We start from the raw sequence: 20,793 nt of genomic DNA, 5'->3' as shown, positions 1-20,793 counted from the left end.
ATGTCTACTATGCTTATATGACGCATGTGTGGCAATGGCAGAGCACATATGGGGCAGTGAGGAAGAATTTGTAGCAAAAATGAATGCAAGGGCAAAGGAACTCGGTATGGAACACACGAATTTTTTGAACTGTAATGGACTTGATGCAGACGGACATGTGACGACAGCGCGGGATATTGCCCTGATGTCGAGAGAATTGATCACGAGATATCCGAAAATTCACGACTATTCTACGATATGGATGGAAAACATTACACATACGACCAAGAAGGGAACAACGGAGTTTGGCCTTGCGAATACCAATAAACTGATCAGACAGTATCAGTATGCGACAGGGCTAAAGACCGGCTCGACAAGCAAGGCAAAATTTTGTCTGTCGGCAACTGCAAAGAAAGATGATTTAGAACTGATTGCAGTAATCATGGCGGCGCCGGATCCGAAGGCGAGATTTAAAGATGCGACAACGCTTCTAAATTATGGATTTGGAAAATGTACGAAATACAAAGATACCACTCCGTTTGAATTAGAGCCTTTGAAAATAAGGGGTGGAATTGAAAAAGAGGTGCCTGTCGCTGTGGAGACGGAATTTCAATATATTGACACAACAGGAGCCAATTTATCAGGGATGAAGCGAAAAATCGAAATCGATCAGGAAAAACAGGCTCCGGTAAAAAAAGGAGAAAAAGTCGGGACGGTTACATATCTGTTGAATGGAAAGAAAATTGGGGAGATTTCGATACAGATACAAAAGAGTGTAGGGAAAATGCAGTTTAAACATGCATTTGCAGAGATATTTCAAAATTTTCTATTGTAGAATGAGTTAAAAAATTATATAATGCTAGAGAAATAATAGTACAGGTTCAGATTTGGATCTGTACTGTTTTATGGAATGGAAAAGAAAAAGAAGGCGGGAGTGGCGGTATGGGAAATGTGATTATTGTACTTGGAATCGTGTTATTGACCGTGCTTATGGAATCTTGGCGGGAGAATCATGTATTTAGAACGACCTATTACAATATACAATCATCCAAACTGCAAAAGCTGAAGAGGAAACGGAAGGTTGTTGTGCTAAGTGACTTGCATAACCAATGTTATGGAAAGAATAATCAGAAGCTTTTGACGGCAATACGGAGAGAAAACCCGGATCTGATACTGATTGCCGGAGATATGTTGATTGGGAAAGAAGGAGTTTCACCAAAGCCAGCAAAAGAATTTGTCTCTGCACTTCCTGCTATTTGTGATGTATATTATGCCAATGGGAATCACGAACAGCGGATGAAGGAAAATACAGAAAAATATGGTGAGACTTATGCGGTATATCAAGAACAGTTAAAGCGTGCAGGAATTCACTTTTTGGAAAATGAAGGAGTCAGATTAAGCTGGGATGGACAGGCTGTTGATGTATATGGGTTGGAAATTCCGCATCGATATTATAAAAAATTTGAAAACATAGAACTTCCGGTGGAAGAAGTAGAAAACTGTATCGGTGAAGCTTTTGAAGGACATTATGAGATTTTGCTTGCGCATAACCCGGTGTTTGCAAAGACCTATCTGAAATGGGGAGCAGATTTAATTTTGTCCGGACATTTACATGGAGGGATTGTAAGAGTTCCGAAACTTGGCGGTGTCATTACGCCTCAGGCAAGGTTATTTCCGAAATATTCAGGCGAATTGACTATGGAAGGAGAAAAGGCTGTTGTAGTAAGTAAAGGACTTGGAACGCATACGTTTCGGTTCCGTCTTTTTAATCCGGCGGAGATGATTGTTCTTCAGATAGGAGGAGAAAAATCATGAAAGACCAGTATGGAAGATTGATTGATTATCTTCGAATATCTGTCACAGACCGATGCAATCTGCGTTGTGTGTATTGTATGCCGGAAAAAGGTGTGACGTGGATTTCTCACAGCGAAGTGTTGACTTATGAGGAATTGTTAACAGTGGGTAAGGCAGCGGTAGCACTGGGAATCAAACACATAAAGATAACTGGAGGAGAGCCTCTGCTTCGAAAGAATGTGACGGAATTTATTGGCAGATTAAAAAAGACCAAAGGAATTGAGACGGTAACGCTTACTACGAACGGTATTCTGCTTCCAAACTATATTGAAAAGTTGTCAGAAACGGGTATTGATGGAATCAATATCAGTCTGGACACATTGGAAGAGAAAAAATTTCGAAAACTGACACGAAATGGTGAGGTAAAAGATGTGTGGAAGGGAATTTTTTCGGTTCTTCCCTATGAGCAGATTAACGTGAAGATAAATTGTGTTCTAGCTGGAAAAGATTGGCAAAAAGATGCCGTATGTATGGCAGAAATTGCAAAGAAATATAGAATTCATGTGAGATTTATTGAACTGATGCCGATTCAGAATCGAAAAGAAAATGGAAGTCTGGAAGAAGAAATAAAGGCATTGCTAGAAGATGTTTATGGTTCTATGAGAAGGTGCGAGGAGCGAATCGGATTTGGTCCGAGTGTCTATTATGAATTGCCTGAGTTTTGTGGAAAGATTGGCTTTATCAGTGCAGTCAGTCACAAATTCTGTAATCAGTGCAACCGTATACGTCTCACTTGTGATGGAAAACTGCGGTTGTGCCTGCAATCAGAAAATGCGGTAGACCTAAAGAGCGCCTTGCGTCAAGGTGCCTGCGAAGAGGAATTGAAGCAATTATTGGAAAAGGGCTTACTTGAAAAACCAAGAGAACATCGATTTGGATGTGATTGCATAGAGGGAGAGGCAATGTCCAGAATCGGAGGATAAAAGAAAGGATAGACAAAATGAAAAGAAAAAAGTTAGTGTGTTTATTAACTGCGTTTGCGGTTATGATTGGTATGGCGGGATGTATAAAAGAAGAAAAGAAAGCAGAAAAGAGGAAACAAGAAGTTGAATTGCACATATTGGCGGCAGCTAGCATGACAGATGCATTGACGGAGATTTCTAAGACATATAAAAAAGAACACGAAAATGTAAAGTTTGTGTTTAATTTTGATTCTTCCGGTACATTGAAAACGCAGATTGAAGAGGGCGCTCCGGCAGATATTTTTATTTCTGCGGCGATGAAACAGATGGATGAATTGGATGAAGGTGGATTTATTAAAAAGGACAGTATTGTGAAACTTTTGGAAAATAAGGTTGTCTTGATTCAGCCAAAAGATGCGAAAACAGAGATCAGCTCTTTTGAAGACGTGGCAACAGATAAAGTATCCATGGTTGCAATTGGAAATGCCGATGTTCCGGTAGGACAGTACACAGAACAAATTTATAAAAATTTGGGATTATGGGATCAGGTCGCAGCGAAGGCGAATTTGGCGACTAATGTCAGACAGGTACTGGATTGGGTTGCCACAAACAATGTAGACTGCGGAATCGTTTATGCTACAGATGCGATGATAGAAGAGAATGTGAAAGTAATTTGTGAAGCACCGCAAGGGACATGTGATCCGGTAATCTATCCGGCGGGAGTTGTCAAATCCAGTGAGAATGCCAAAGCGGCAGAACAATTTATGGAATACTTGAAAACGGATGAAGCAAAATCTGTATTTACAGCGTATGGATTTACGAATTATGAGGAGTAATCAATGGATATCTCACCACTTCTTTTATCGTTAAAAACAGCGTGTCTGGCAACAGTCATTACATTTTTTGCCGGACTTTGGACTGCCTATAAAGTCATAAAAATAAAGCATGGAAAAGCGGTATTGGATACAATATTGACATTGCCGATGATACTGCCGCCGACAGTCGTCGGCTTTTTTCTATTGCTTTTCTTTGGAAAAAGCAGTCCGTTGGGAGCGTGGCTTTCCGAACATGGAATGCCGATTGTGTTTTCATTTGCAGGTACGGTGATCGCATCTGTGGTTGTATCTTTTCCATTGATGTACCGAACTGCACGCAGTGCATTTGAACAGATGGATCAGAATCTAGTGTATGCGGGACAAACGTTAGGTCTTTCTAATTACACGATCTTTTGGAAAGTTATTTTCCCGAACTGCTTTCCGGGAATTGCAGGAGGAACGATTTTGGCATTTGCAAGAGCTCTCGGAGAATTTGGCGCAACAATCATGCTTGCCGGAAACATTCCGGGAAAAACACAGACAGTGGCGATAGCGGTATATTCTGCTATGCAAAACGGAAACCGCACACAGGCATACCAATGGGTTGGGGTTATCATGCTGATTTCTTTTTTATCAATCTTGCTTATGAATCTTGTAAACAGACAGCAGATGAAATATGCAATTAGGAGGAAATAAGATGTCTCTTTCGGTAAATATTAAGAAAAAAATAGAAGGATTTACCTTGGATGTGGCTTTTGAGGCAGAGAATGAATTTTTTGCAGTTCTTGGGGAAAGCGGCTGTGGGAAAAGTCTGACACTTCGATGTATCGCAGGGATTGAGAGACCGGATACGGGAAAGATTGTGTTGAACGGTAAAGTGCTGTTTGATTCGGAAAAACATATTAATCTGCCGCCGCAGAAGAGAAAAATCGGTTATTTATTTCAAGATTATGCATTGTTTCCAAACATGACTGTTGAAGAAAACATCGGAATCGGTATTGAGAAAAAGCGAAGAAAAGAAGAGGTCGCGCGTTTTGTGAAGATGTTCTTTCTGGAAGGGCTTGAAAAGAAATATCCGTATATGCTTTCGGGTGGACAAAAACAGCGAGTGGCACTTGCGAGAATTCTCATTCTCAATCCTGAGATGATACTTTTGGATGAACCGTTTTCAGCAGTTGACAGCTATTTAAAATGGAAATTAGAACAGCAGATCATGGAGCTTGCAAAACTATATAACAGCACAATTCTCTTTGTTTCTCACAACAGAGATGAGGTTTATCGGCTCTGTGATAAAATGGCGGTGATTCATAACGGAAAAGTAGAAGTGACAGGTGAAAAAAAGGAAATTTTCAAAAATCCAAAGACGGTTTCAGCAGCAATCCTGACGGGGTGTAAAAACATAACAGAGATTGTAACAGAGGGGCAATATATATATTGTAAGGACTGGAACATCAGAAAAAGAATTGTATGTTCAGAAAAAGTGATTGGAAAATCACTTGGAATCCGGGCGCATGATATAAAAGTAATCAGGGAAAGAGAATATGCGGATGCAAAATGTGTTGTGGAGCATGTGATTGAGTCGACCTTTGATATGATTTATCTTCTGAGACCGGATGGAGCGAAAAAAGCTTTGCGCATGGAACTTCCAAAAAGCCAAGTTCCGATTTATCATGAAAAGGAAGAAGCGTATATTTCTTTTTGGGAAGAGGCACTTTTATTTTTGCGGTAGTAATAGCGGAATCCTTGAGAAAGAACTTGTCGAAAAGTGTACTATCCCGTATAATAAATAGCAGTGAGTAAGGGAAAAGGAAGACAGATAAATGGGAATACCGGTGAAATTGCAAGTGTTTGAGGGACCGCTTGATCTGCTTTTGCACTTGATTGAAAAAAATAAGATTGATATCTACGACATTCCGATTGTGGAGATTACCAATCAGTATATGGATTATATCCGTGAGATGCAGAAGAAGGACTTGAATATTATGAGCGAATTTCTTCTGATGGCAGCAACACTGTTGGACATTAAATGCAAGATGCTTCTTCCGAAAGAAGTCAACGAAGAGGGGGAGGAGGAAGACCCAAGACAAGAGCTTGTAGAGCAGCTTCTGCAATATAAGATGTATAAATATATGTCATATGAGCTTCGAGATCGTCAGATTGATGGTGAGCGTATGATGTTCAAAGGCCCGGACATACCGGAGGAAGTCAAAACCTACCAACAGCCATTTGATTTGGATGAGCTTTTGGATGGACTTACTTTGGCAAGACTGAATCGGATATTTAAAGATGTCATGAGACGTCAAAATGATAAGATAGATCCTGTAAGAAGTACATTTGGTAAAATTGAGAAAGAAGAAGTGACCGTGGATGATAAGATGGAATATCTGAATGAGTATATCAGAACACATCACAAATTCAGTTTTCGTAATCTTTTGATGCACCAGAAGTCAAAACTGCACATTGTAGTTACATTTCTTGCTGTTTTGGAGATGATGAAAGTCGGAGCAATCACGATTGAACAGGAGCATACATTTGGAGAGATTATGATTACTTCTCGACAAGATTCGCAATCCGGTGAAAGGTGGAATACAGAGAATGAAGATTAAAAAGATGGAAGGGATTATAGAAGCGATCCTCTTTACAATGGGAGAATCGGTTGAACTTGATAAGATTGCAAGAACATTAGAGCAGGATGTGGAGACAACACGAAAAGTAATACACAATATGATGGATCGATATGAAAAAGAAGATAGGGGAATTCATATTATTGAAATGGAAAATGCATTTCAAATGTGTACCAAAAAGGATACGTATGAGTATTTGATCCGAATTGCCAAACAGCCTAAACGTCATGTTCTGACGGATGTTGCACTGGAGACGCTCTCGATTATTGCGTATAAACAGCCGATTACAAAGCTTGAGATTGAAAAGATTCGCGGGGTGAAATCAGACCATGCAGTTAATAAGCTGATTGAATATGATCTGGTTGCGGAGGTCGGAAGACTAGATGCACCTGGAAGACCGCTTTTATTCGGCACCACGGAGGAATTTCTTAGAAGATTCAGCGTGCAGTCTGTTGATGAACTCCCGAGTATCAACCCGGAAAAAATGGAGGATTTCAAATCGGAGGCAGAAGATGAGGTACAGTTGCGTCTGAATCTCTAAACAGGAATGGATGTTTCATGCACTGCATATATTGAACAAAAGAATCAATAGGCGGGACATCGTGAAACGGATATTAGTATTTATATTGACATGTGTACTCCTTTTTGGGATAACCTCATATGCAAAAGAGGAGGAGCCAAAACAATTATACGCCCAGTCAGCAGTCCTTATGGATGCGGATAGTGGGCGTGTTTTGTTTGAAAAGAATGGATATGAACAAAAAGCAATGGCAAGTACCACAAAGATTATGACCTGTATTTTAGCATTGGAAAAAGGAGAACCAGATCAAATTGTCACTGTGTCAGAGAATGCGGCAAGACAGCCGAGAGTACATTTGGGAATGGCAAATGGAGAACAATTCTATTTGCGTGATCTTTTATACTCTTTGATGCTGGAGTCTCACAATGATTCAGCAGTTGCAATTGCAGAACAGGTGGGAGGAACAGTAGAGGGATTTGCTCGAATGATGAATGAGAAGGCAGAAGAAATCGGATGTAAGGATACATATTTTATAACACCAAACGGTCTGGATGCTTCTGATGAAAATGGGAAACATTCTACAACAGCGGAAGAACTGGCCAAAATCATGCGGTATTGTATTAAGGTTTCGCCTCAAAAAGAGCTGTTTTTGGAGATAACCCAGGCGCAGAACCACACATTTACAGATGTAGAAGGAAAGAGACAATTTTCCTGTAATAATCATAATGCATTTTTAGGGATGATGGATGGAGCGCTGTCTGGGAAAACTGGTTTTACAGGTGATGCAGGGTATTGCTATGTTGGGGCTTTAAAGCAAGGAGAACGGACATTTATCGTGGCACTTTTAGGGTGTGGGTGGCCGAACAATAAAGGTTATAAATGGAAAGATACGAAAGCATTGATGGAGTATGGACTTCAAAAATATGAATACGAGAATGTATTCCAAAAACAGGACAGTTCTTGTATCATCGTTGAAAATGGGATTCCCAAAAGTGATGATATTTTTGATGTGGCGATGGCAGAGACAAAAATCAAAACAGATACGCAGGAACTGCCATTTTTATTGAAGGAGGGGGAAACAGTAGATATCAAGACTGATATCAAAAAGACATTGAAAGCACCCGTTCAGGCAGGGGAGACTGTAGGGAGTGTTACATATTATCTGAAAGATTTTAAAATAAAAGAATATCCGCTTGTAATTACAAAGTCAGTGCCGCAAAAAACATTTATGTGGTACTTACAAAAGCTCTTCGCTATGTATATGTTAAAATAAATCAATAAAAATGATTAAATTTGTCACTGTTACGTGATGGATAAATATGGTAGGATAAATAAAGATAACAAAATTGATTTATTTTAACGAAGGGGTAAGAAAGATGAAGAATTTTGAAAAATATGAGAGAAGTTATTTTATGCCGCCTGAAATCAGCTATGATTGGGTAAAAAAAGATTATATTGACAAAGCGCCGATTTGGTGCAGTGTGGATTTGCGAGATGGAAATCAGGCACTGATTGAGCCGATGAGTTTGGAAGAAAAGATAGAATTTTTTCAGATGCTTTTAGCAATTGGATTCAAAGAGATTGAAGTCGGGTTTCCGGCAGCTTCAGAGACAGAGTATCAGTTTCTGCGAACCTTGATTGAGCAGAATATGATTCCGGATGATGTGACGATTCAAGTGCTGACACAGGCGCGTGAACATATCATCAAGAAGACATTTGAGGCAGTCAAAGGAGCACCGCATGCAGTAATTCATTTATATAATTCGACATCGGTAGCGCAACGAGAGCAGGTGTTCAAAAAATCAAAAGAAGAAGTAAAGCAGATTGCAATTGACGGTGCAAAACTGTTAAAAAAACTTGCGGATGAGACAGAAGGAAACTTTACATTTCAATACAGCCCAGAGAGTTTTCCTGGGACCGAGGTTGATTATGCATTGGAAGTGTGTAATGCAGTGTTGGAAGAGTGGAGACCGACGAAGGACAATAAAGTCATCATCAATCTTCCGACAACTGTTGAAAATGCAATGCCGCATGTGTTTGCAACACAGGTAGAGTATATGAGCAAAAATCTGCTGTACAGAGAAAATGTGATCTTATGTCTGCATCCACACAACGACAGAGGATGCGGAGTCTGTGATGCAGAACTTGGTGTGCTTGCAGGAGCTGACAGAATCGAGGGAACCTTATTTGGAAATGGAGAGCGAACAGGAAATGTGGATATCATCACACTGGCGATGAATATGTTTTCTCATGGTGTGGATCCCAAACTTGATTTTTCAAATATGAGAGAGATTTGTGAAAAATACGAGAGACTGACAAGAATGCATGTGTACGAGAGACAGCCATATGCTGGGGAATTGGTATTTACTGCATTTTCGGGATCACATCAAGATGCAATTGCGAAAGGAATGGCATATAGAGAAGAAAAAGATCGCGCCCATTGGACGGTTCCATATCTTCCGATTGACCCAAAAGATGTTGGAAGAGAATACGATTCAGATGTGATTCGTATTAACAGTCAGTCAGGAAAAGGCGGCGTAAACTACATATTAAAACAAAGTTTTGGCATTAGTCTTCCGGAGAAAATGCGGGAGGAAGTTGGGTATCTTGTAAAAGATGTGTCAGACAAGGCACATAAAGAACTTACTCCGGAATGGATATATCATATTTTTGAAGAGCATTATATTCATATCCAAAATACGTTTACAATTGATGAGTGTCATTTTGAACAGAAAGATGGCATGAAAGCAGATGTGACCATTTGCTATGGTGGCAAAAAATATGTGATGACAGGTGTTGGAAATGGACGTTTGGATGCTGTCAGCAATGCAATCAAACAATATTTTAATATCGGTTACGAGTTATCTTTTTATGAAGAACATTCTCTGACAAAAGGATCGTCATCAAAGGCAGTGGCATATGTAGGGGTGAACTGTAAAGGAAAGGTACACTGGGGAGTCGGAATCGATGCAGATATCATCAAGGCATCTATACAGGCGTTGACTGTTGCGGTAAATAAAATTGAAGAGATACAGCATGCCAACGATGAAAAAGAGGAGAGAATGATAGAAATTTTAAATTATATCCAGACGAATTATTTGCATGTGACATTAGATGATCTTTCTGAAAAATTCTTTTTATCAAAGCCGTATTTGTCAAAATATATTAAGGAAAAATCAGGCATGACATTTGGAGAAATCGTCAAAAAAGCAAGAATGAAAAAAGCAAAGAATTTGTTAAAGACAGGAAATATGACTGTAGAAAAAGTAGCATTGGCAGTTGGCTATCAGAATGTAGAGCATTTTAACAGATTATTTAAAAAGACATGTGATATGACACCTGTGCAGTATCGGAATCAAAAGGAATAAATAAAGAATATAAAAAACTGATTTGAAAATAAGCTTCAAACCAGTTTTTTTATATAGAAATTTTATTCTTCTGTCAACTTGTTTAATGGTTTTGTCAGTAAGAACATAACAACCGCACAGATGAATGCAACGATTGCAAATGTTACGAATACTGGCATAATACCCATTTTTTCAACGATTTTCTGGAACTGACCGTTGATTAAGTTTGCAAAGAATGTTGCTAAAGTCCAAACCCCCATCAATACAGATAAGTATTTCTTTGGAGCATACTTACTTACGAAAGAGTTTCCGAGTGGGGAGAAGCAAATCTCACCGATTGTAAGGAAGATTCCGAATAAGAAGATCCACATTACATTACCTTTTACAGAAGATGGAGCACCAACCCCTCTTGTTAACTCTGTCATTACAAGCATAATGTAAGAGAGTCCCAAAAATACAAATGCAAGAGTGATTTTACTGAACATGGACAAGTCACCTTGAGGTCTTTTTGCTAATTTTGCCCACAATTTAGCAGCTGCCAAACTGAGAACGATACATAACAGACCATTCCATGTTGTTGTTAAGTGAGCTGGTGAAAGTTCGAAGAAACCAAGGTCTCTGTTTACATAATCCTGTAAGTAGAATGTAAGAACAACGTCCTGCTGATAGTAAGCCAGCCAGAAAATAATTGAGATGGCAGATACCAAAACGATAGCCCATACGTTTTTCTTCTCTTTTGATGTAAGTGGAGCTGTTGATTTCTCTTTCTTTTCTTTCTTTACTTCACCGATTACATTTCCGCTTGTATCTGTAAGATATTTAAATGGCTTGATACCCTGTCCCTGTAATTTTCCATAGCAGAGTGTAAAGAAAATACCACCGATGATTACAAGAATACCGCTAAGCAAGAATACTTGACGGAAACCTAACACTTGTCCTTGTTTAAATGTGTACATGTATAATGTTGCACAAATCATAGATCCAAAGAAAGAACCAATGTTAACGAATGAATATTGGATAGAAAATGCTGAATCCAGTAAAGCCTGATCATCAAACAGACGTCCGATAATAGCAGCAAGGTTTCCCTTGAAGAATGCAGTACCGATAGATACGACTAAAATCATTATCCATACCATAGGTACGCTGTGTGCCTGCCATCCGCAGAAATAGCCAAGACCCATAATGATACATCCAAGTGTAACGGCATATCTGGCACCTAAGAAACGGTCGCTTAACCATCCGCCGACAATTGGTGTGATGTATGTAAGTGAAGTAAGCCAAACTGCGATTTCACCAGCCTGTGCTTTAGTTACTCCAATACCGCCTTCTGCTACAGATGCAGCAAGGAATAATGCTAAAAGCGGTTTTGTACCATAGAACGCAAAACGTTCAAATGTGTAAGTGATACAACAAATGTAAAATCCAATCGGATATTTTGCTTTTTTTGCTGTTCCCATAAATAAAAGTCCTCCCAATAAAGTTATTTTAAATTTCTCTCGTGTAGATGCGAAGCCATTCTTCCTCCTCTTTTGTCAGATGAGGAGCAATGATATCATAAACTTGCTTATGATATGCATTCAGCCAGGCTTTTTCATCTTCCCTCAGAAGATCTGGATTGATTGCATCCAAATCAATAGGTACATAGGTGATTGGTTCAAAGTACATAAACTGTCCATACTCAGTCTCTTCACCTTTTCGTACTACTAATTCATTTTCGGTACGAATACCATGAGAACCCTCGATATAAATACCAGGTTCATCTGTAATCACCATGCCGGCTTCCAACGGATGTGCTTCATGTCCGCGAATGCGCCATCTGAAACCAGTAGGTCCTTCGTGGATATTTAGAAGATAACCAACGCCGTGTCCGGTACCGTGATTGTAATCAAGACCTAACTCCCACATTGGCTGGCGGGCTAATACATCAAGATTATAACCGCAGCAGCCATACAAAAATTTGGCTCTTGACAGGCTCATCATACTTCTTAAAACTGTTGTGAAATGAAGTTTCAACTCATCATTGATCTCTCCTAAAGCAACAGTTCTTGTGATATCTGTGGAACCTTCATAGTAATTTCCGCCAGTATCTGTTAAGAACAGATTTCCGGCTGTCAACTCACAGTCTGTCTCTGCGGAAGAAGTGTAGTGACACATTGCAGCATTTGCCTTAAATGCACAGATTGGCTCGAAACTAGGCCACAAGAAACCGTCCTGTTTGGCGCGTAGACTTTCTAGTTTGTCTGATGCGCTCATCTCAGTTATCTTTTCTTTGCCAAGACTTGTCTTTAACCAATACATAAATTTGGTATGGGCAACGCCGTCTTTTACGTGTGCTTTTTTGATGTTTTCAATCTCTACATCATTCTTCATTGCTTTATATAAAATAGTAGGATTAGTCTTTTCAACTTTTTTCGTACTATCCGGGATATTATTATACAAAGCGTAATTGATTCTTGCAGGGTCAATCAGGACTGTGTTATTAGAATCAAAGTCTTTTACAAAAGTATAAATGTCATTATATGGATGGAAAACAACATTATCCTTTTTAAGTTCTGATTTTACATGTTCATCTAGTCTGCTTTCATCTATAAATAAATGTACTTCATTCATCGTGACTACAGCATAACTCAGAACAAGAGGAGAATACATTACATCGTTTCCTCTGATATTAAGAAGCCATGCAATATCGTCCAATGTAGTCAAAACATGTACGTCAGTACCATTTTCCCTCATTGAGTCTCTCAAACGGGAGAGCTTAGAAGTCGTGGATTCACCGGAAAATTTTTCATCCAGCAAAAATACAGGTTCGGCTGCAAGGCTTGGCCGTTCTTCCCAAACGGCATCCACAAGGTCGTAAGAGTATTCAATACGGATATTCTTATAAGAAAATTGTTCTGCGAAATCTTTTCCCTCCTGCATAGCGATGACACGTCCGTCAAATCCTAAAGTCCCATTTTCAGGGAGTACAGAGTCAAGATACTCTGAGACAGTTGGAACTCCTGCGTTACCCATGCGATAGAGTGTTATACCACTCCCGGCCAGCTGCGCTTCCGCCTGAATAAAATAACGTCCGTCTGTCCAAAGACCTGCAGCATCTTTTGTGATTACAGCGGTTCCCGCTGAACCTGTAAAACCAGTGATAAATTCTCTGGATTTAAAATGCTCACCGACATATTCACTTTGATGATTATCTGCAGATGGCACAACATAAGCATCGATGTGTTTTTCTTCCATAAAAGAACGAAGCTTCACTATTCTGTCTGATATGTTCAATCCGAATACCTCCTTAAAGTAATTTAGTAAATTATTATCCCGTAAGTTGAATTGTAGCATAAACGAAAGACAGGTACAAATGTTTTTTTAAGAAAGTAGGGTGTGTGAAAAAAATATCAAATATTGTGGAAAAAGAATTGCTATTTCTAAAAATATAAGATATACTTATAATTGGCAGAAAATTGGTTTAACTTTAAAAAAATATATAAAAATGGAGGACTAGATTTATGAGCAACACAACATCTAAAAACCTCGCAAGTACAAGAATTGCCACTTTACTTGACGAAGGAAGCTTTGTTGAAATCGGTGGTGCAGTTACAGCAAGAACAACCGACTTTAACATGCAGGAGAAAGAGACTCCGGCTGATGGTGTCATCACAGGTTATGGAGTGATTGACGGCAATTTGGTGTATGTATACAGCCAGGATGCTTCTGTTTTAAAAGGAGCGATCGGAGAGATGCACGCAAAGAAGATTGCCAATATTTATGATATGGCAATGAAGATGGGAGCGCCGGTTATTGGTCTTGTAGACTGCGCAGGATTAAGACTTCAAGAGGCAACGGATGCATTGAATGGATTTGGCAGCCTTTATATGAAGCAGGCTATGGCATCGGGGGTGATTCCACAGATTACAGCAGTTTTTGGAAAATGTGGTGGTGGACTTGCAGTTGCATCTGCGATGACTGATTTTACGTTTATGGAAGGAAAAGGAAAATTATTCTTAAATGCTCCAAATGCAATTGCAGGAAATGAGGTTTCAAAATGTGACACTTCATCTGCAAAATTCCAGAGCGAAGAATCCGGTTTAGTTGATGGAGTTGGAACAGAAGATGAGATCCTTGGACAAATTCGTTCTTTAGTATGCATGCTCCCAACAAACAATGAAGATGATGCGTCTTATGATGAGTGTCTTGACGATTTAAACCGTGTTTGTGAAGGTATTGAGAATGCAGTGGAGGATACCTCTATCATTCTTACTTTAGTATCTGATGACAATGTATTCTTTGAGACAAAGAAAGAATACGGAAAAGATATGGTGACCGGTTTTATCCGCTTGAATGGAATGACAATCGGAGCTGTTGCAAACCGCGCAAAGATATATGATGAAGAAGGTAGCGCCGTGCAGGAATTTGGCGGAACATTGTCTGTGCGCGGATGTAAGAAAGCGGCTGATTTTGTGAACTTCTGTGATGCATTCAATATCCCGGTTGTAACCCTTACAAATGTGACAGGATTTGAGGCGAGCAAATGTTCTGAAAAATCACTTGCAAGGGAAGCAGCAAAATTAACTTATGCATTTGCAAATGCAACAGTACCAAAAGTAAATGTAATTATTGGAAAAGCATATGGAAGTGCTTATGTGACAATGAACAGCAAATCTATCGGGGCTGATATGGTATATGCATGGCCAACAGCAGAGATTGGAATGATGGATTCGACATTGGCAGCAAAAATTATGTATGCGGATTCGGATGCAGAGACAATCAATGCAAAGGCTTCAGAATACAGAGAGATTCAGTCAAGTCCGATGTCTGCGGCAAGACGTGGCTATGTAGACACGATCGTTGAACCTGCAGATACAAGAAAATATTTGATAGGTGCATTTGAGATGCTGTTCACAAAGAGAGAAGACCGCCCGGCAAAAAAACACGGAACGGTTTAGTGAGGTGAGGCAAAGTGAAGAAAAGAATGAGCTTAATAGTATGTGTTTTGGCGGCATCGCTTAGTTTTGCAGGGTGTTCCCAGAAAGCAGACACCGAATATGATGAATCGGCAGCACAACAGATAACAGAGACACTTATCACTAGTTTTTCCCAGATGGGAAAAGAAGGGTTTGAGCAATTCAGATCTCTTTCAGACTACCAGCTGGATTACACGATGATGCAGTCAGGACTTCCGATTGAGGGGGATAATTTCCTGTCTATGCTTGATGCGTGGGAGGGAGCTGAAAAAGAGTGTGGCTCTTATGTAAAACATGGTGAATATGAGTTTGAAGCATCCGATAAAGAACTTTCTGTTTCTACATTGGCAGAATATGAAGACAGAGAGGCAACGATAGAATTTAAGTTTGATGAGGACCTAAACTTAGAGTCTATGGATGTTTCAGCAAAATATACAACAGCAGAGATTTTGGAAAAAGCAGGATTGAATACAGTATTAGGTATGGGAACCGTATTTGTTGTCTTGATTTTCTTGGCATTTTTGATTTCGTTGATCAAATATATTCCACCATTTGTGGAGAAACTCACAAAGAAGAGTCCGCAGCCGGTTCAGACAGCGACACCTGTAGTTGCAGAGACGGCACAAGAAGATACTGAATATGTAGACGATTTGGAATTAGTGGCAGTGATTACAGCTGCGATTGCAGCACAGACAGGCACATCGACAGATGGTTTTGTAGTGCGCTCTATCAGACGTCGCCCGTCAAATAATTGGAATTAAGTAGAAGAATTTAGGAGGAAAATAAAAATGAAAAGCTATACAATCACAGTAAATGGCAATGTATATGATGTAACAGTAGAAGAAAACGGAGCAGAACCAAGAAAGGCAGTGCCTGCACCGAAGGCACCGGCGGCACCAAGAAAGGCAGCGCCTGCACCGAAGGCACCGGCGGCAGCACCAAAAGCAGCGGGAGCAGCAGGCGGAATCAAAGTAGAAGCAGGAGCAGCAGGTAAAGTATTTAAAGTAGAGGCAAGCGTTGGACAAAAAGTTTCCAGAGGAGATACAGTAATCATTCTGGAAGCAATGAAGATGGAAATTCCGGTTGTAGCTCCGGAAGATGGAACAGTTGCAAGTATTGATGTGGCAGTAGGTGATGCAGTAGAAGCAGGAGCAGTAATGGCTACATTGAACTAACTAGGGGGTCAAAAAATGGAATACATTACAAGTACATTAGGAAACCTCATGGAGCAGACGGCATTTTTTAACCTTACAGTAGGAAATTATGTCATGATTCTGGTAGCATGTGTGTTTCTATATTTGGCAATCGCAAAAGGATTTGAGCCACTTTTATTGGTTCCGATCGCCTTTGGTATGCTGTTAGTTAACATTTATCCGGACATTATGATGTCGATTGAAGAATCTTCAAACGGGGTCGGCGGATTATTACATTATTTCTATTTATTAGATGAGTGGGCAATTTTACCATCTCTGATCTTTATGGGTGTTGGAGCGATGACAGACTTTGGACCGTTGATCGCCAACCCGAAGAGTTTCCTTCTCGGTGCCGCAGCACAGTTTGGTATCTTTGCGGCATACCTTGGAGCAATGGCAATGGGATTCTCTGGCAAAGCAGCAGCGGCAATTTCAATCATCGGTGGAGCGGATGGACCGACATCTATTTTCCTTGCTGGAAAATTACAGCAGACTGCAATTTTAGGACCAATCGCAGTGGCGGCATACTCTTATATGTCACTCGTTCCTATCATTCAGCCTCCGATCATGAAGCTATTGACAACAGAAAAAGAACGTAAAATCAAAATGGAGCAGTTAAGACCTGTTTCCAAACTGGAAAAGATTCTGTTCCCGATTATTATCACAATCGTTGTTTCTTTAATCCTTCCTACAACAGCTCCGCTTGTTGGTATGCTGATGTTAGGTAACCTATTCAAAGAATCAGGTGTTGTAAGACAGCTGACAGAGACAGCGTCTAATGCGTTGATGTACATCGTAGTTATCTTACTTGGTACTTCGGTTGGTGCTACAACAAGTGCAGAAGCATTCTTGAACTGGGATACAATCAAAATCGTTGTGTTAGGTCTTGTAGCGTTCGCGTTCGGTACGGCGGCAGGTGTACTGTTCGGTAAATTGATGTGTAAGTTGTCGGGCGGAAAAGTAAACCCTCTGATTGGTTCAGCAGGTGTGTCTGCGGTTCCTATGGCAGCCAGAGTTTCTCAGAAAGTCGGTGCAGAGGCGGATCCTACCAACTTCTTGCTGATGCATGCGATGGGACCTAACGTTGCCGGTGTAATCGGTACTGCGGTAGCAGCCGGAACATTTATGGCAATCTTTGGAGTGAAATAAATATGGAGGACAATAGAATGGAAATCACAAAAAAACCAATTAAAATTACAGAAACTATTTTACGTGATGCTCATCAGTCTCTGATTGCGACAAGAATGACAACAGAGCAGATGCTTCCAATCGTAGATAAAATGGATCAGGTAGGTTACCACTCAGTAGAATGTTGGGGGGGAGCTACATTTGATGCATCACTTCGCTTCTTAAAAGAAGATCCATGGGAGAGACTTCGTAAGTTCCGTGATGGATTTAAAAATACAAAATTACAGATGTTATTCCGTGGACAGAATATCTTGGGATACCGTCCATATGCAGATGACGTAGTAGAATACTTCGTTAAAAAATCTGTAGCAAACGGAATTGATATCATCCGTATTTTTGACTGCTTGAATGATATCCGTAATCTTCAGACTGCTGTAAAAGCTGCAGTTGCAGAAAAGGCAGATGCACAGGTAGCACTTTCTTACACATTGGGGGATGCCTATACATTAGATTACTGGATGGATATCGCAAAGAAAATCGAAGATATGGGTGCGACATCGATCTGTATCAAAGATATGGCGGGACTTTTGGTTCCTTATAAAGCAACAGAATTGATTGAAGCGATGAAAGATGCAACAGATCTTCCAATTCAGCTTCACACACACTATACTTCAGGTGTGGCTTCTATGACATATTTGAAAGCAGTTGAAGCGGGAGTAGATGTAATTGATACAGCAATTTCGCCATTTGCAATGGGAACATCTCAGCCGGCTACAGAAGTTATGGTAGAGACATTCAAGGGAACACCGTATGACACAGGACTTGATCAGAATCTGTTGGCAGAGATTGCAGATTACTTTAGACCAATTCGTGATGAAGCGTTGGATTCCGGATTGTTAAATCCAAAGAACCTTGGTGTAAATATCAAGACATTGCTTTATCAGGTACCAGGTGGTATGTTATCGAACCTGACATCTCAGTTAAAGGAACAAGGGGCAGAAGACAAATTCTACGATGTGCTTGAAGAAGTGCCAAGAGTTCGTAAGGATCTTGGCGAGCCACCACTTGTAACACCGTCTTCGCAGATCGTTGGTACACAGGCTGTATTTAACGTATTGATGGGTGAACGCTACAAGATGGCTACAAAAGAGACGAAAGATATCTTGAGCGGAAAATACGGAGCAACTGTAAAACCGTTTAACAAAGAAGTTCAAAAGAAATGTATCGGTGATACAGAAGTGATCACATGCCGTCCGGCAGATTTGATTCCGGATGAATTGGATACATTAAAAGGAGAAATGGCACAGTGGTCACAGCAGGATGAAGACGTATTATCATATGCGTTATTCCCACAGGTTGCAACAGACTTCTTTAAATACAGAGAAGCGCAGCAGACAGGCGTTGATCAGACTGTTGCTGATACAGAAAACGGAAGTTATCCGGTCTAAGATAAAAGGCAAAAAGAGGAACTGCAGATAAAAAGCAGTTCCTCTTTTTTGCATGGATTATTCACCTAAGCAGTTCATGTCGTTGATGCCGCAGGTTGTATCCTCATCCTCAGCGACACAGTTCATATCATTGATACCGCAAGTCGTATCTTCATCTTCTGACAAGCAGTTCATGTCGTTGATGCCGCAAGTTGTATCCTCATCTTCTGTAACACCGTTCAAATTTGTGATACTCAAATTGTCTGCCATAATATATTTCCTCCTTTCGCATGGTCGAACAGTTATCTGATTTCATTATAGCAAAGCTTGTTGAAATGACAAGCATAAGAAATCTTCTTTTTACAGATTTTATTGAAAAACTATACAATACGCAAAAATTGTACAAAATAAGTGAAGGATTGAGAAAACAGCTTGAACAGGAGATAAGAAATATCTATAATAAATGTAACAGTATTAAAGAAAGGTGTGTGAAATGATGCGAAGTTTGATTAATGAAGAAGTAAAAGCGTTCAAAGTACAAGCTTATCACAACGGGGCATTTGAAGAAATTACCAAGGAAGATATACTGGGGCATTGGTCTGTATTTTTCTTTTATCCGGCAGATTTTACATTTGTATGCCCTACGGAGCTTGGCGATTTACAAGATTTTTATGAAGCATTTCAAGAGTGTGGCTGTGAGATTTATTCCGTATCCATGGATACACATTTTGTGCATAAGGCATGGGCAGACGCATCGGACACGATCAAAAAAATTGCATATCCGATGTTGGCTGATCCGACAGGAGAGCTTGCAAAATTTTTTGGCGTCAGACTCAAGGAAAAAGGTCAGGCACTGAGAGGAACTTTTATTATAAATCCGGATGGAAAAATCAAAGCATATGAAGTACATGATCTTGGAATTGGAAGAAATGCAGAAGAACTTCTCAGAAAAGTTCAAGCAGCTCAATATGTAGAAGAGCACGGAGAACAGGTGTGCCCTGCAAACTGGAAACCGGGAGAAGAAACTTTAATGCCAAGTTTGGATTTGGTTGGAATGCTGTAAAAGGAGTCTTTATGGATCAGATGAAAAAAATTTCGGGACAGAGTAGATTGGTATCAGAAGAATTAAAACAACAGATTGCTCCTTTGTTTCAAAAGATGAGACGAACTGTCGTTTTGCATGCAGTTTTAGACTTCGAAGATGAAAAGAGTCTGGAACTTGGTTCCTTTTTAAAAGCAATTGCCTCTGTGAATGAACAAGTACAGGTGCATTTTTGGAGAAAGAATGAGAATGAAGTTATTTTCCAAGAACTTCATGGAGAACATTTGCCGGTTGTTGGAATTTATGATGAATCGGGAGTATATTCGGGAGCGTGTTTTCATGGAGTGCCGGGAGGAAAAGAGATCAACTCTTTTTTGGCGTCAATTTGTAATGCAGGAGGCGCCGGACAGAAACTAGAACGAAAAACAAAAAAAGAAATTGAGAAAATTGATTTTTCGGTTGCAATCAAAATTTTTGTATCCTTATCCTGCCATCACTGCCCACATGTAGTGGCTGCATGCCAAAAGATTGCGATGGAAAGCGACTATGTCACAGCGGACATGTATGATGCAAAATTGTATTCGGATCTCATTGAAAAGTATAAGATTGAGCGTGTTCCAATGACCGTTATCAATGATGAAATTGTCGTGATGGGGCAGAAAACAATTGATGAAATTGTGAAAAGTTTGACAACTATGTAAAGTGTATAAAACTGATAGCTAAATATTATGAGTTTTCTACAAAATTAATTGTTTTGTGGGAAAAGAGATTGAAATGAGAATTTTTGTGTGATATGATTTTACTAACTTAAGAACGACCATGAGAGAAGAGCGAGGTAAAAAATAGGCTTCGCCTATTCAGCTCCCCTTCCCCTCAATCTTGAGGGGTTAGGGGGTTTCTTTTTCTTCCTTTTTCCTGCATAATAGACTTATGAATATCTTACAAAGAATCTTTACCGACTATTATGAAGAAATAAAATATACCCTTCATCCCAGAAAGACTGAGAT

The 20,793-nt window shown here is 39.8% G+C and carries 19 protein-coding genes and 1 pseudogene; 17 read left to right on the top strand and 3 right to left on the bottom strand.

Annotation, left to right across the window (positions count from 1 at the left end; all coding sequences use genetic code 11):
• Positions 1-19: 19 nt before the first annotated feature.
• The 10 genes and pseudogenes from ACTQXY_RS00735 to ACTQXY_RS00690 form a co-directional block, all read left to right on the top strand.
• A pseudogene (locus ACTQXY_RS00735) lies at positions 20-814 on the top strand (D-alanyl-D-alanine carboxypeptidase family protein); the annotation flags it as partial.
• Positions 815-921: 107 nt separating this feature from the next.
• Entirely contained in the window at positions 922-1,794 is an 873-nt protein-coding gene (locus tag ACTQXY_RS00730; protein WP_441657865.1) for a metallophosphoesterase, read from the top strand.
• Entirely contained in the window at positions 1,791-2,756 is a 966-nt protein-coding gene (gene moaA, locus ACTQXY_RS00725) for a GTP 3',8-cyclase MoaA (protein ID WP_441657864.1), read from the top strand. Before ACTQXY_RS00730 ends, moaA begins: the two co-directional genes overlap by 4 nt.
• 17 nt (positions 2,757-2,773) lie before the next feature.
• Positions 2,774-3,571, top strand: a complete 798-nt coding sequence (gene modA / locus ACTQXY_RS00720) for a molybdate ABC transporter substrate-binding protein (RefSeq protein ID WP_441657863.1) — start codon at positions 2,774-2,776, stop codon at positions 3,569-3,571.
• A 3-nt stretch (positions 3,572-3,574) separates the two neighbouring features.
• Positions 3,575-4,246, top strand: a complete 672-nt coding sequence (gene modB / locus ACTQXY_RS00715; protein ID WP_441657862.1) for a molybdate ABC transporter permease subunit — start codon at positions 3,575-3,577, stop codon at positions 4,244-4,246.
• A 1-nt stretch (position 4,247) separates the two neighbouring features.
• Positions 4,248-5,279, top strand: a complete 1,032-nt coding sequence (locus ACTQXY_RS00710; RefSeq protein ID WP_441657861.1) for an ATP-binding cassette domain-containing protein — start codon at positions 4,248-4,250, stop codon at positions 5,277-5,279.
• 91 nt (positions 5,280-5,370) lie between these two features.
• Entirely contained in the window at positions 5,371-6,156 is a 786-nt protein-coding gene (locus ACTQXY_RS00705) for a segregation/condensation protein A (RefSeq protein WP_441657860.1), read from the top strand.
• A complete protein-coding gene (gene scpB, locus ACTQXY_RS00700; protein ID WP_441657859.1) occupies positions 6,146-6,715 on the top strand; it encodes an SMC-Scp complex subunit ScpB in 570 nt (189 codons plus the stop codon). The genes ACTQXY_RS00705 and scpB overlap by 11 nt, the downstream gene beginning before the upstream one ends.
• Before the next feature lie 10 nt (positions 6,716-6,725).
• Complete coding sequence (locus tag ACTQXY_RS00695) at positions 6,726-7,967, top strand: serine hydrolase (RefSeq protein WP_441657858.1); 1,242 nt, start codon at positions 6,726-6,728, stop codon at positions 7,965-7,967.
• A gap of 103 nt (positions 7,968-8,070) precedes the next feature.
• Positions 8,071-10,062: a 2-isopropylmalate synthase gene (locus ACTQXY_RS00690; protein ID WP_441657857.1), complete on the top strand. Its 1,992-nt coding sequence runs from the start codon at positions 8,071-8,073 to the stop codon at positions 10,060-10,062.
• Between the two features lie 62 nt (positions 10,063-10,124).
• On the opposite strand, the gene ACTQXY_RS00685 is transcribed toward ACTQXY_RS00690, so the two are convergent.
• Entirely contained in the window at positions 10,125-11,498 is a 1,374-nt protein-coding gene (locus ACTQXY_RS00685) for a POT-type proton-dependent oligopeptide transporter (RefSeq protein WP_441657856.1), read from the bottom strand.
• A 28-nt stretch (positions 11,499-11,526) separates the two neighbouring features.
• The gene (locus tag ACTQXY_RS00680; protein WP_441657855.1) at positions 11,527-13,314 is read right to left on the bottom strand and encodes an aminopeptidase P family N-terminal domain-containing protein; all 1,788 of its coding nucleotides are present in this window, start codon (positions 13,312-13,314) and stop codon (positions 11,527-11,529) included.
• 227 nt (positions 13,315-13,541) lie between these two features.
• On the opposite strand from ACTQXY_RS00680, the gene ACTQXY_RS00675 reads away from it, so the two are divergent.
• The 5 genes from ACTQXY_RS00675 to ACTQXY_RS00655 are packed head-to-tail and all read left to right on the top strand — an operon-like array spanning position 13,542 to position 18,765.
• Complete coding sequence (locus ACTQXY_RS00675; protein WP_441657854.1) at positions 13,542-14,978, top strand: carboxyl transferase domain-containing protein; 1,437 nt, start codon at positions 13,542-13,544, stop codon at positions 14,976-14,978.
• Positions 14,979-15,004: 26 nt separating this feature from the next.
• Positions 15,005-15,757, top strand: a complete 753-nt coding sequence (locus tag ACTQXY_RS00670) for an OadG family transporter subunit (protein ID WP_441657853.1) — start codon at positions 15,005-15,007, stop codon at positions 15,755-15,757.
• 27 nt (positions 15,758-15,784) lie between these two features.
• The gene (locus tag ACTQXY_RS00665) at positions 15,785-16,171 is read left to right on the top strand and encodes a biotin/lipoyl-containing protein (RefSeq protein WP_441657852.1); all 387 of its coding nucleotides are present in this window, start codon (positions 15,785-15,787) and stop codon (positions 16,169-16,171) included.
• A 15-nt stretch (positions 16,172-16,186) separates the two neighbouring features.
• Complete coding sequence (locus ACTQXY_RS00660; RefSeq protein WP_441657851.1) at positions 16,187-17,338, top strand: sodium ion-translocating decarboxylase subunit beta; 1,152 nt, start codon at positions 16,187-16,189, stop codon at positions 17,336-17,338.
• Positions 17,339-17,355: 17 nt separating this feature from the next.
• The gene (locus ACTQXY_RS00655; protein WP_022250408.1) at positions 17,356-18,765 is read left to right on the top strand and encodes an oxaloacetate decarboxylase subunit alpha; all 1,410 of its coding nucleotides are present in this window, start codon (positions 17,356-17,358) and stop codon (positions 18,763-18,765) included.
• Positions 18,766-18,822: 57 nt separating this feature from the next.
• On the opposite strand, the gene ACTQXY_RS00650 is transcribed toward ACTQXY_RS00655, so the two are convergent.
• Complete coding sequence (locus ACTQXY_RS00650; protein WP_022250407.1) at positions 18,823-19,014, bottom strand: hypothetical protein; 192 nt, start codon at positions 19,012-19,014, stop codon at positions 18,823-18,825.
• A 226-nt stretch (positions 19,015-19,240) separates the two neighbouring features.
• On the opposite strand from ACTQXY_RS00650, the gene ahpC reads away from it, so the two are divergent.
• Both ahpC and ACTQXY_RS00640 read left to right on the top strand, forming a co-directional pair.
• On the top strand, positions 19,241-19,807 hold the full coding sequence (gene ahpC, locus ACTQXY_RS00645; RefSeq protein WP_441657947.1) for an alkyl hydroperoxide reductase subunit C: 567 nt from the start codon (positions 19,241-19,243) through the stop codon (positions 19,805-19,807).
• An 11-nt stretch (positions 19,808-19,818) separates the two neighbouring features.
• The gene (locus ACTQXY_RS00640) at positions 19,819-20,487 is read left to right on the top strand and encodes a thioredoxin family protein (protein ID WP_441657850.1); all 669 of its coding nucleotides are present in this window, start codon (positions 19,819-19,821) and stop codon (positions 20,485-20,487) included.
• Positions 20,488-20,793: the final 306 nt, after the last annotated feature.

This window comes from Faecalimonas sp. LCP19S3_D12, assembly GCF_052121495.1.
Taxonomy (GTDB): domain Bacteria; phylum Bacillota; class Clostridia; order Lachnospirales; family Lachnospiraceae; genus Faecalimonas.
The sequence above is the reverse complement of the archived record's forward strand: the minus strand, read 5'-3'. Positions and strand labels throughout refer to the sequence as shown.